General features: G+C 63.9%; 6 protein-coding genes. All 6 read right to left on the reverse strand.

The window, feature by feature from the left end:
- Positions 1–437: 437 nt before the first annotated feature.
- Positions 438–1,628 (reverse strand): elongation factor Tu, encoded by a 1,191-nt coding sequence (gene tuf / locus PI246_RS08230; protein ID WP_320550787.1) that lies wholly within the window; start codon positions 1,626–1,628, stop codon positions 438–440.
- Between the two features lie 49 nt (positions 1,629–1,677).
- Positions 1,678–3,807, reverse strand: coding sequence for an elongation factor G (fusA, locus tag PI246_RS08235; protein ID WP_320550788.1), 2,130 nt, complete (start codon positions 3,805–3,807; stop codon positions 1,678–1,680).
- Positions 3,808–3,840: 33 nt separating this feature from the next.
- The gene (rpsG, locus tag PI246_RS08240; protein ID WP_320550789.1) at positions 3,841–4,308 is read right to left on the reverse strand and encodes a 30S ribosomal protein S7; all 468 of its coding nucleotides are present in this window, start codon (positions 4,306–4,308) and stop codon (positions 3,841–3,843) included.
- A 17-nt stretch (positions 4,309–4,325) separates the two neighbouring features.
- Complete coding sequence (rpsL, locus tag PI246_RS08245) at positions 4,326–4,700, reverse strand: 30S ribosomal protein S12 (RefSeq protein WP_045829438.1); 375 nt, start codon at positions 4,698–4,700, stop codon at positions 4,326–4,328.
- A 172-nt stretch (positions 4,701–4,872) separates the two neighbouring features.
- Positions 4,873–9,087 (reverse strand): DNA-directed RNA polymerase subunit beta', encoded by a 4,215-nt coding sequence (rpoC, locus tag PI246_RS08250; RefSeq protein WP_320550790.1) that lies wholly within the window; start codon positions 9,085–9,087, stop codon positions 4,873–4,875.
- 25 nt (positions 9,088–9,112) lie between these two features.
- Positions 9,113–13,285, reverse strand: a complete 4,173-nt coding sequence (rpoB, locus tag PI246_RS08255) for a DNA-directed RNA polymerase subunit beta (protein ID WP_320550791.1) — start codon at positions 13,283–13,285, stop codon at positions 9,113–9,115.
- Between the last annotated feature and the right edge of the window lie 84 nt (positions 13,286–13,369).

Here is a 13,369-nt window from a genome sequence, read left to right on the forward strand (position 1 = left end):
ACCGTGTCCTGTTATCGAAAGAACGTTCTTGTGATTCGGCGGGGCTTCTCGCCACGCCGCACAACCCAGTGCTACTTACGGGTACCGCAACGGGCCGCCCCGCAGCGGACAAAACCGCCTGGAACGACCCGAAAAAGCCAAGCAGACCACAACAAGGGTCTGCTTAGACAGAAAAGTATAGGACGCGCAAAATACGGCGTCAACAGAGCGTATACGCCCTGTCGCCCGATGCACCCTACCCGGCTTCCTTGCCTGCGAACTCGAAGCGCATTCCATGCACCTCATTTCGCGGTATCCAGCCACCCAAAAGGCGACCGGTGTATATAGCCCGTCGACTATATAGGGTCTGAGAGGAAAAAGGAAGCCCCGCCACACTCAGACATAAAAAAAGCGGGGGCTTTCGCCCCCGCTCTTCGTTCCTCGCGGAACCGCCTGACTTACGCCAGGATCTTTGACACCACGCCGGCGCCGACGGTGCGACCACCTTCGCGGATGGCGAAGCGCAGGCCCTCATCCATGGCGATCGGCTTCAGCAACGTGACCGACATCTTCACGTTGTCACCCGGCATCACCATTTCGGTGCCTTCCGGCAGCTTGCAGGCGCCGGTCACGTCGGTGGTGCGGAAGTAGAACTGCGGACGATAGTTGTTGAAGAACGGGGTGTGACGACCGCCCTCGTCCTTCGACAGCACATACACCTCAGCGTCGAACTGGGTGTGCGGCTTGATCGTGCCGGGCTTGGCCAGCACCTGGCCGCGCTCGACGTCGTCGCGCTTCAGGCCGCGGAGCAGCAGACCGGCGTTGTCACCCGCCTGGCCCTGGTCGAGAAGCTTGCGGAACATCTCAACGCCCGTCACGGTGGACTTCTGGGTGTCGCGCAGACCGACGACTTCGATTTCTTCGCCAACCTTGATGACGCCACGCTCGATACGACCGGTTACGACGGTGCCGCGACCGGAGATCGAAAACACGTCTTCGACGGGCATCAGGAAGGTCTTGTCGACGTCACGCTCCGGCGTCGGGATCCAGGTGTCGAGCGCATCAACCAGGCTGATGATCGCCGGCACGCCAATCTCCGACTGGTCGCCTTCGAGGGCGAGACGGGCCGAGCCCTTGACGATCGGGGTGTCGTCGCCCGGGAACTCGTACTTCGAGAGCAGTTCGCGGACTTCCATTTCTACAAGCTCCATGAGCTCGGCGTCGTCCACCATGTCGGCCTTGTTCAGGAACACGACGATGTACGGCACGCCGACCTGGCGCGAGAGCAGGATATGCTCGCGGGTCTGCGGCATCGGGCCGTCGGCCGCCGAACACACCAGGATCGCGCCGTCCATCTGGGCGGCACCGGTGATCATGTTCTTGACGTAGTCAGCGTGGCCCGGGCAATCGACGTGGGCGTAGTGACGGGTGGCCGATTCATATTCGACGTGCGCGGTCGAAATCGTGATGCCACGAGCCTTCTCTTCCGGCGCCGCATCGATCGCATCGTAGCCCTTGAACTCGCCACCGAAGCGGTCCGCGCCAACCTTCGTCAGCGCCGCGGTGAGCGTGGTCTTGCCGTGGTCGACGTGACCGATGGTGCCGACGTTGACGTGCGGCTTATTGCGCTCGAACTTACCCTTTGCCATGACTCTGAACCTCTAAAAGAACGTTATAAGTGTGAAGAAGAAGCCCTTATCAGGACTTCTTCATGACCTCGTCGGCGATGTTCTTCGGCGCCGGCTCGTAATGGTCGAATTCCATCGTGAACGTCGCGCGACCCTGGGTCTGCGAACGAAGCGACGTGGCGTAACCGAACATTTCGCCCAGCGGGATCATCGCATTGACGGTCTTGCCCGACGGCGTTTCTTCCTGACCGGTCAGCATGCCGCGACGACGCGAGATATCGCCCATCACGTCACCGACGTAGTCTTCCGGCGTCACGACCTCGACCTTCATGATCGGCTCGAGCAGCACCGGCTGAGCCTTCGAGAAGCCCTGCTTGAACGCCATCGAGGCGGCAAGCTTGAACGCCATTTCCGACGAATCGACGTCATGGTACGAACCGAAGACGAGCTTCACCTTGACGCCCACCACCGGGAAGCCGGCCAACGGACCCGACGTGATCGTCTCGCGCAGGCCCTTTTCGACGGACGGGATGAATTCCTTCGGAATCACGCCACCGGTGATGTCGTTGATGAACAGGAAGTCGTCCTTGATGTTCGCGGCGATCTTCTCGTCCGCACGATCGGCATCCGAGATCGGGGACATTTCGATCACGACGTGACCGTACTGGCCCTTACCACCCGACTGCTTGGCGTGCTTGTAGTCCGACTTGACGTCCGACGCCTGGATCGTTTCGCGGTAGGCCACCTGCGGCTTGCCGACGTTGGCTTCGACGTTGAACTCGCGCTTCATGCGATCCACCAGGATGTCCAGGTGAAGCTCGCCCATGCCCGAGATGATCGTCTGACCCGACTCTTCGTCGGTACGGACGCGGAACGACGGATCTTCCGCAGCCAGGCGGCCGAGGGCGATGCCCATCTTTTCCTGATCGGACTTCGTCTTCGGCTCGACCGCCATCGAAATCACCGGCTCGGGGAACGACATGCGCTCGAGCGTGATGATGTGGTCCTGGGCGCAGAGCGTGTCACCGGTGGTGACGTCCTTGAGGCCGACCGCGGCGGCGATATCGCCCGCGCGGACTTCCTTCAGTTCGTGACGCTCGTTGGCGTGCATCTGGAGGATGCGGCCGATGCGCTCCTTCTTCGACTTGACCGGGTTGTACACCTGGTCACCGGCGTTCAGCGTGCCCGAATAGACACGGAAGAACGTCAGGGCGCCGACGAACGGATCGGTCATGATCTTGAACGCCAGGGCCGAGAACGGCGCGTCGTCCTTGGCCGGACGCGTATCCGGCTGCTCGTCTTCGTTGATGCCCTCGACCGGCGGACGGTCGATCGGCGACGGGAGCAGGTTGACGACGGCGTCGAGCATCGCCTGGACGCCCTTGTTCTTGAACGCGGTGCCGCAGAAGACCGGAATGATCTCGCTCTTGAGCGTGCGCAGACGCAGGCCCTCGATGATCTCGGCCTCGGTCAGCTCGTCGCCGCCCAGGTACTTGTCCATCATCTCTTCCGTGGCTTCCGCCGCGGCTTCGATCATGGCGGTACGGCCTTCCTCGGCCTTGTCCTGGAGGTTCGCCGGGATGTCGACGTACTCGAACTTCATGCCCTGGGACTCCATGTCCCACTTGATCGCCTTCATCTTGAGAAGATCGACCACGCCTTCGAAGTTATCCTCCGCACCGATCGGCACCTGCATCGGCACCGGATTGGCGGCAAGACGGGCCTTCAGCTGGTCGACGACCTTGTAGAAGTTGGCACCCGTGCGATCCATCTTGTTGACGAACGCAAGGCGCGGCACCTTGTACCGGTTAGCCTGACGCCAGACGGTTTCCGACTGCGGCTGCACACCACCCACGGCGCAGAGCACGAACACCGCACCGTCGAGCACGCGGAGCGAACGCTCCACTTCGATGGTGAAGTCGACGTGTCCCGGGGTGTCGATGATGTTGAAGCGGTGCTCGGGCAGCGAACGATCCATGCCCTTCCAGAACGCCGTCGTGGCGGCGGAAGTGATGGTGATGCCGCGCTCCTGCTCCTGCTCCATCCAGTCCATCGTCGCGGCACCGTCATGCACCTCGCCAATCTTATGACTGACACCGGTGTAGAACAGGATACGCTCCGTGGTCGTGGTCTTGCCGGCATCGATGTGAGCCATGATGCCGAAGTTGCGGTAGCGCTCGATGGGAGTGGTGCGTGCCACGGTCTTTCCTCAGATCTTGTAGCTGGAAGGGGATTACCAGCGGTAATGCGAGAAGGCCTTGTTGGCCTCCGCCATGCGGTGCGTTTCTTCGCGCTTCTTGACGGCGCCGCCACGGGACTCGGAAGCCTCGAGGAGTTCGGCGGCCAGCTTGCGCGGCATGGACGTCTCACCGCGCTTGCGAGCGGCTTCGATCACCCAGCGCATGGCCAGTGCCATGCGGCGACCCGGACGCACTTCGACGGGCACCTGGTAGGTGGCACCACCGACGCGACGCGACTTCACCTCGACGGCCGGGGCAATGTTACCCAGGGCCTTCTCGACGAGCTGCACCGGTTCGGCGTGCTTTTCGCCGATGTGCTGGAGGGCGCCGTAGACGATCGACTCGGCGACGGACTTCTTGCCGGACTTCATCACCATGTTGATGAAACGGGCGATGAGCTGGCTTCCGTGCTTCGGGTCCGGGAGGACGACACGGGCGGGATGGGAACCTTTACGCGACATATTTGTTGTCCTTCAACTTAGCCCTTCGGGCGCTTGGCGCCGTACTTCGAGCGCGACTTGCGACGCTTGGTCACGCCCGCGCAGTCGAGGCTGCCGCGAACGGTGTGGTAACGGACACCCGGGAGATCCTTGACGCGACCGCCGCGGATCAGGACCACCGAGTGCTCCTGCAGATTGTGACCTTCGCCACCGATGTAGCTGATGACTTCGAAACCGTTGGTGAGGCGCACCTTGGCAACCTTACGCAGGGCCGAGTTCGGCTTCTTCGGGGTGGTCGTGTAAACGCGCGTGCACACACCGCGGCGCTGCGGGCTGCTCTGCAGGGCCGGCGAGGCGCTCTTGTACGCCTTCGGGCTGCGGGATTTGCGCACCAACTGGTTGACTGTCGTCATGCGAAGCTATTCCTGAGAAACATAAAGGCAGACCGATAGATCGGCCCGCCATATAAGCGTTGTTGACGTGCGCCGCCCGGTTGGCGGACCGGCGCCCATCGTCCCTGAATCCGAACACGAGGCGCGTCCATGCGCCTCATTTCGTATGTACGGGCGAAGCCCGTACGGGGCCTCACTCGGCGCTATCGTTGGACCCGGCGGGAGCCTCTTCGAACGTGACGGCCGGTGCCGAACCCGAAAGGGTTTCGAGCTCCGAGGCCGTCAGGCCGCCCTGGCTACGACGCGATGCGTGGTAGGCCAGACCCGTACCCGCAGGGATTAGCCGTCCAACAATAACATTTTCCTTCAGGCCACGCAACGTGTCGCGCGTACCACGGACCGCCGCCTCGGTGAGGACGCGGGTGGTCTCCTGGAACGACGCCGCCGAGATGAACGACTCGGTGGCCAGCGAGGCCTTGGTGATGCCCAGCAGCACCGATTCGAAATCGGCCCGACGCTCGCCACGAGCCTCGGCACGATCGTTCTCCTCGTTGATGCGCACGCGCTCGACCTGCTCGCCACGGAGGTAGGTGCTGTCGCCCGGCTCGACGATCTCGACCTTGCGCAGCATCTGGCGAATGATCGCCTCAATGTGCTTGTCGTTGATCTTCACGCCCTGGAGGCGGTAGACGTCCTGGATTTCCTTGACGAGGTAGGCGGCCAGCGGCTCGACACCCAGCAGGCGCAGGATGTCGTGCGGATTCGGCTCGCCGTCCACGACGGTTTCGCCCTTCTCCACGTGCTCGCCTTCGAACACGATGACCTGACGCCACTTCGGAATCAGCTCCTCGTGCTCGTTGCCGTCCACGTCCTTGATGATGAGACGCTGCTTGCCCTTGGTGTCCTTGCCGAAGCTGACGATACCCGAGCGCTCGGCGAGGATCGCCGGCTCCTTGGGCTTGCGCGCTTCGAACAGATCGGCCACGCGGGGCAGACCACCGGTGATGTCGCGGGTCTTCGAGGTTTCCTGCGGGATACGGGCGACAACGTCACCCACGCCCACTTCGGCACCGTTCTGGATCGACACGATCGCCCCGGCCGGCAGGAAGTACTGCGCGGCGATGTCGGTACCCGGCAGCTTGAGCTCGCGGCCCTTGCTGTCTTCCAGGCGAACGATCGGACGCAGGTCCTTCGCGGCGGTACCGCGACGCTTCGGGTCGGTGACCACGGCCGACTCGAGGCCGGTCAGTTCGTCGGTCTGGGACTGCACGGTCACGCCATCGATGAAGTCGATGAAGCGGACCACACCGGCCACTTCCGTGACGATCGGGTGGGTGTGCGGATCCCAGTTGGCGACGGTCTGGCCAGCCTTGACCGGATCGCCGTCCTTGACGGAGATCGTGGCGCCGTAGGGCACCTTGTAGCGCTCGCGCTCGCGGCCGTTCGCGTCGATGACGCTCACTTCGCCCGAACGCGACACGGCCACGAGGTGACCGGCCGAGTGCTCGACCGACTTCAGGTTGTTGAACTTCAACGCGCCGGTGGTGCGCACGGTGACGTTGTCGACCGCCGCCGCACGAGAGGCCGCGCCGCCGATGTGGAACGTACGCATCGTCAGCTGCGTGCCCGGCTCGCCGATGGACTGCGCGGCGACGACACCCACCGCTTCACCCATGTTCACCAGGTGACCACGGGCCAGGTCGCGGCCGTAGCACAGGGCGCACACGCCGTGACTGGCACGGCAGGTGATCGGCGAACGCACCTTGAGCATCTGCACGCCGGCCTTGTCGAGCTTGTCGACGAGATATTCGTCGAGCAGCGTGTCGCGGGTGACGATCGGCTCGTCGTCGTCGCCGGGGGCGTAGACGTCCTCGACCACGACGCGACCCAGCACGCGCTCGCGCAACGGCTCGACGACGTCGCCGCCTTCGACGATCGGCGACATGATGACGCCGTCCTCGGTGCCGCAGTCGTGCTCGGTGATGACCACGTCCTGCGCCACGTCGACGAGGCGACGGGTGAGGTAACCCGAGTTCGCCGTCTTCAGCGCCGTGTCCGCGAGGCCCTTACGGGCACCGTGGGTGGAGTTGAAGTACTGCAGGACGTTCAGGCCCTCGCGGAAGTTCGCCTTGATGGGCGTCTCGATGATCGAGCCGTCCGGGCGAGCCATGAGGCCGCGCATGCCGGCGAGCTGACGGATCTGGGCCACGCTGCCTCGCGCGCCCGAGTCGGCCATGATGTAGAGCGAGTTCATCGACTTCTGGTTGACCAGGTTGCCTTCGGCATCGGGCACCTTCTCGGTACCGATACCGTCGATCATCGCCTTGGCCACGAGCTCGTTGGTGCGCGACCAGATGTCGACCACCTTGTTGTAACGCTCGCCGGCGGTCACCAGGCCCGACTGGTACTGCTCCTGGATTTCGACGACTTCCTTCTCGGCTTCTTCGAGGATGCCCTTCTTCTCGACCGGGATCTTCATGTCGTCGATGCCGATGGAGATACCGGCGCGCGTCGCGAAACGGAAGCCGGTGTACATCAGCTTGTCGGCGAAGACCACGGTCTCTTTCAGGCCGAGCAGGCGGTAGCTCTGGTTGATCAGGCGCGAGATGTTCTTCTTGGTGAGCTCGACGTTGACCAGCGCGAACGGCAGGCGCTCGGGAATGATCTCGGCGAGCAGCGCACGACCCACGGTGGTGTCCACCAGCTGGTTGCGGAAGACGTCTTCGCCGGCTTCACCCTGCTCGATCACCCGCACGCGCACCTTCACCTTCGCGTGCAGCTGCACGGCGCGGTTGTCGTAGGCACGACGCACCTCGCCGATGTTCGCGAACACCATGCCGGTGCCCTTCGCGTTCACCAGCTCGCGGGTCATGTAGTAGAGACCGAGCACAACGTCCTGCGACGGCACGATGATCGGCTCGCCGTTGGCGGGCGAGAGGATGTTGTTGGACGACATCATCAGCGCGCGGGCTTCGAGCTGCGCCTCGATCGAGAGCGGCACGTGCACGGCCATCTGGTCGCCGTCGAAGTCGGCGTTGAACGCGGTACACACCAGCGGATGCAGCTGGATCGCCTTGCCTTCGATCAGCACCGGCTCGAACGCCTGGATGCCGAGACGGTGCAGCGTGGGCGCACGGTTTAGCATGACCGGGTGTTCGCGGATCACCTCTTCGAGGATGTCCCACACCTGGGACTCTTCGCGCTCGACGAGCTTCTTGGCGGCCTTGATCGTGGTCGCTTCGCCGCGGGCCTGGAGCTTGGCGAAGATGAAGGGCTTGAAGAGCTCGAGCGCCATCTTCTTCGGCAGGCCGCACTGGTGCAGGCGCAGGGTCGGGCCGACCACGATGACCGAACGACCCGAGTAGTCGACGCGCTTGCCGAGCAGGTTCTGGCGGAAACGGCCCTGCTTGCCCTTGATCATGTCCGCGAGCGACTTCAGCGCGCGCTTGTTCGTGCCGGTGATGGCACGACCGCGGCGGCCGTTGTCGAGCAGCGCGTCGACCGACTCCTGCAGCATGCGCTTCTCGTTGCGCACGATGATATCGGGCGCGGCGAGTTCGAGCAGGCGCTTGAGGCGGTTGTTGCGGTTGATGACGCGACGGTAGAGGTCGTTGAGGTCGGACGTGGCGAAACGGCCGCCGTCCAGCGGGACGAGCGGACGCAGATCCGGCGGAAGCACCGGCAGCACCGTCATGACCATCCACTCCGGCTTGTTGCCGGACTCGAGGAACGCCTCGATCAGCTTCACGCGCTTGGTGAGGCGCTTGAGCTTGGTCTCGGAGTTGGTCGAGGCGATCTCTTCCTTGAGGCGGATGACCTCGCCCGGCAGGTCGAGGCTCTTGAGCAGCTCGTAGACGGCCTCGGCGCCCATGCGGGCGTCGAACTCGTCGCCGTGCTCCTCGGTGGCCTCGAGGTACTGGTCTTCGCTGAGCAGCTGGCCGCGCTCAAGCGCGGTCAGGCCCGGATCGATCACCACGAACGCCTCGAAGTAGAGGATGCGCTCGATGTCGCGCAGCGTCATGTCGAGCATCAGGCCGATACGCGACGGCAGCGACTTCAGGAACCAGATGTGCGCGGTCGGGCTGGCCAGCTCGATGTGGCCCATGCGCTCGCGACGGACCTTGGCCAGGGTGACCTCGGTGCCGCACTTCTCGCACACCACGCCACGATGCTTCATGCGCTTGTACTTGCCGCACAGGCACTCGTAGTCCTTGATCGGGCCAAAGATGGCCGCGCAGAACAGACCGTCACGCTCGGGCTTGAACGTACGGTAGTTGATGGTTTCCGGCTTCTTCACTTCGCCGTACGACCACGAACGGATCAGCTCCGGCGAAGCCAGGGCGATCTTGATCGCGTCGAAGTCCAGCGTCTGTCGCTGCTGGTTGAACAGATTGAGCAGGTCTTTCATGCGTAATCTCCGGTAGCCGCGACGATCACTTGTTGATCTCTTCCAGCTCGATGTCGATCGCGAGCGAGCGGATTTCCTTCACGAGCACGTTGAAGGATTCCGGCATGCCCGCGGCCATCTCGTGGTTGCCGTCGACAATGTTCTTGTACATCTGGTTGCGGCCCTGCACGTCGTCGGACTTGACGGTGAGCATTTCCTGCAGCGTGTAGGCGGCGCCGTAGGCCTCGAGTGCCCAGACTTCCATTTCGCCGAAGCGCTGGCCGCCGAACTGCGCCTTGCCGCCCAGCGGCTGCTGGGTGACGAGCGAGTACGGGCCGGTCGACCGCGCGTGCATCTTGTCGTCGACCAGGTGGTTCAGCTTCAGCATGTGCATGTAGCCGACGGTGACCGGGCGATCGAACGCCTCGCCGGTACGGCCGTCGAACAGTATGGTCTGACCCGACTCGGGCAGGCCGGCAAGCTTGAGCATGTGCTTGATCTCGTGCTCTTCGGCACCGTCGAACACCGGGGTGGCCATCGGCACGCCGTCACGCAGGTTGTCGGCGAGGTTCATGATTTCGCCGTCGTCCATCGACGCGAGGTCGACGTGACGCACCGCGCCTTCGGCGCCGGCGTTACCGTGGTTGTACACCTCGTTGAGGAACTCGCGAAGCTTCGCTGGCTTCTCCTGCGCCTCGAGCATCGCCTCGATGCGGTGGCCCAGGCCCTTCGCGGCCCAGCCCAGGTGCACCTCGAGGATCTGCCCGATGTTCATGCGCGACGGCACGCCGAGCGGGTTCAGCACGATGTCGACCGGACGGCCGTCGGCGGAGAACGGCATGTCTTCCACCGGCACGATCATCGACACGACACCCTTGTTGCCGTGACGGCCCGCCATCTTGTCGCCCGGCTGGATGCGGCGCTTCACGGCGAGGTAGACCTTGACCATCTTGAGCACGCCCGGCGCGAGGTCGTCGCCCTGGGTGATCTTGCCCTGCTTCTCCTTGAAGCGCTTGTCGAAGTTCTCCTTGTGACGCTTGACCTGCTCGGCCGCGCGCTCGAGGAACTCGGAGACGTCTTCTTCCTTGACGTTGATCTTGAACCAGTCGTCCTTCTTGAGGCCGTCGAGGTAGGCGTCGTCGATGACGGCGCCGCGCTTGAGGCCGCCGGGACCGCTCATCGCGGTCTTGCCGACGAGCTGCGTACGCATACGGGCGTAGATCGCACCCTCGAGGATACGGAACTGATCGTCGAGATCCTTGCGGATCCGCTTCAGCTCGGTCTCTTCGATCTGGCGGGCACGCTTGTCCTTCTCGATGCCGTCGCGGGTGAAGACCTGCACGTCGATGACGTTGCCGTCCATGCCCGGCGGCACGCGCAGCGAGCTGTCCTTCACGTCGGAGGCCTTCTCGCCGAAGATCGCGCGGAGCAGTTTTTCTTCCGGCGTCAGCTGGCTTTCACCCTTCGGCGTGACCTTGCCCACCAGGATATCGCCGGCCTTCACCTCGGCACCGATGTAGACGATGCCGGACTCGTCGAGGCGGGCCAGGGCCTGCTCGCCGACGTTCGGGATGTCCGCGGTGATTTCCTCGGCACCCAGCTTCGTGTCACGGGCGATGCAGGTCAGCTCCTCGATGTGGATCGAGGTGTAGCGGTCTTCCTGCACGACGCGCTCGGAGATGAGGATCGAGTCTTCGAAGTTGTAGCCGTTCCACGGCATGAACGCGACGAGCATGTTCTGGCCGAGCGCGAGTTCGCCCAGGTCGGTCGAGGAACCGTCGGCCAGCGTGTCGCCTACCGCCACCACGTCACCGACGTTCACCAGCGGACGCTGGTTGAGGTTGGTGTTCTGGTTGGAGCGGGTGTACTTGGTCAGCGTGTAGATGTCGACGCCGGCGTCGTCATCGCCCACTTCGGCTTCGTTGACGCGCACGACGATACGCGCGGCATCGACCTGGTCGATGACGCCGCCGCGCTTGGCGGACACGGTGACGCCCGAGTCACGCGCCACCGCGCGCTCGATGCCCGTGCCGACGAGCGGTTTCTGGCTGCGCAGGGTCGGAACGGCCTGGCGCTGCATGTTCGCGCCCATGAGCGCGCGGTTCGCATCGTCGTGCTCGAGGAAGGGCACGAGCGCCGCCGCGACCGAAACCGTCTGCATGGGCGAGACGTCCATGTAGTTGATTTCGGCCGACGGACGCAGCTCCGACTCGCCGCGGAAACGGCAGGAGACGAAGTCTTCGAGGAAGCGGCCATCCTTCGACAGCGGCGAGTTCGCCTGGGCGATGACGTGGTCGCCCTCTTCGATCGCGGAGAGGTAGTCGACCTTGTCGGTCACCTTGCCGTTCTCGACCTTACGGTACGGCGTCTCGAGGAAGCCGTACGTGTTGGTGCGGGCGTACACGGCGAGCGAGTTGATCAGGCCGATGTTCGGGCCTTCCGGCGTTTCGATGGTGCAGACGCGGCCGTAATGGGTCGGGTGCACGTCGCGCACTTCGAAGCCGGCGCGCTCACGGGTCAGGCCGCCCGGCCCGAGCGCCGAGACGCGGCGCTTGTGGGTCACTTCGGACAGCGGATTGTTCTGATCCATGAACTGCGAGAGCTGCGACGAGCCGAAGAACTCCTTCACCGCCGCCGCGACGGGCTTGGCGTTGATGAGTTCCTGCGGGGTCAGGCCCTCGGATTCGGCCAGCGACAGGCGCTCGCGCACCGCGCGCTCGACGCGGACGAGACCGATGCGGAAGGTGTTTTCCGCCATTTCGCCGACCGAACGCACGCGACGGTTACCGAGGTGGTCGATGTCATCGACCGTGCCGGTGCCGTTGCGGATGTCGATCAGTACGCGCAGCACGTCGAGGACGTCCGACGTCTCGCCCAGCTCACCGAGCAGGCGCTGGCATTCTTCTTCCTTGCGCTCGCTGAAGTACTTGTGGTCGTACAGCACGCCCGGACCGAGGATGTCCTTGCGGCCGACGCGACGGTTGAACTTCATGCGGCCGACGGCCGAGAGGTCGTAGCGGTCGAAGGTGAAGAACAGATTGAAGAACAGGTTCTGCGCGGCATCCTTGGTCGGCGGCTCGCCCGGACGCATCATGCGATAGATTTCGACCAGGGCCTCGAGCTGCGTGCGCGTGTTGTCGATGCGAAGCGTGTTCGAGATGTACGCGCCGCGATCGAGGTCGTTCACGTAGAGCGTGGGCACGGTCTCAATGCCACCCTTACGGAAGCGCTCGAGGTGCTCGGCGGTAAGCTCGTCATTGGCCGCGGCGATGATCTCGCCGGTGTCCTTGTCGACCATGTCGATCGCCACGATGCGGCCGACCGGGTAGTCGTCCGGCACTTCGAGCGTGGCGATTTTCTCGTTGGCGAGCTGGCGGACATGGCGCGCAGTGATGCGCTTGCCGGCCTCGACCAGCACCTTGCCGTCGACCACGAGGTCGAAGGTCAGGGTCTCACCACGCAGGCGCTCGGCGACGAGATCGAGCGTGACGCCGCCCTTCTTGCCCAGGTGGAACACGTTGTGCTCGAAGAAGATGCTGAGCATCTCTTCGTTGGTGTAGCCGAGCGCGCGCAGCAACACGGTGACCGGCAGCTTGCGGCGACGGTCGATGCGGGTGAACAGAGCGTCCTTCGGGTCGAACTCGAAGTCGAGCCAGGAGCCGCGATAGGGGATCACGCGGGCCGAGAACAGCAGCTTGCCCGAGCTATGCGTCTTGCCGCGGTCGTGGTCGAAGAACACGCCGGGCGAACGGTGCAGCTGCGAGACGATGACGCGCTCGGTGCCGTTGATGATGAAGGTGCCGGTGTCGGTCATGAGCGGGATCTCGCCCATGTAGACCTCCTGCTCCTTCACGTACTTGACGGCCTTCTTCGAGGCCGGGCTGTCCTTGTCGTAGATGACCAGGCGCACGGTGGCGCGCAGCGGCGCACCGAAGGTCATGCCGCGGTTGCGGCACTCGCGCTCGTCGAAGGCCGGCTCGCCGAGGCGATAGTCGACGTATTCGAGGGCGGCGTTGCCGGAGTAGCTGGCAATCGGGAACACCGACTTCAGCGCGGCGTGGAGACCTTTCTCCTCGCGCGCCTTGGCGTTCACGTTTTCCTGCAGGAATTCCTTGTACGAGTCGGTCTGGATCGTCAGCAGGTTGGGCACGCCCAGCACGGGGGGCCGCTTGCCGAAGTCCTTACGGATGCGCTTCTTCTCGGTAAACGAGTAGGTCATGGTGGTTACCGCCTCGGTCTCAGTAGTACCGCCGCGCGGGGCGACGGTTTAAGGTGAATCGAACATCGGAGATCGGGATTCGAA

Source organism: Luteibacter sahnii, from assembly GCF_034063545.1.
Taxonomy (GTDB): Bacteria; Pseudomonadota; Gammaproteobacteria; order Xanthomonadales; family Rhodanobacteraceae; genus Luteibacter; species Luteibacter sahnii.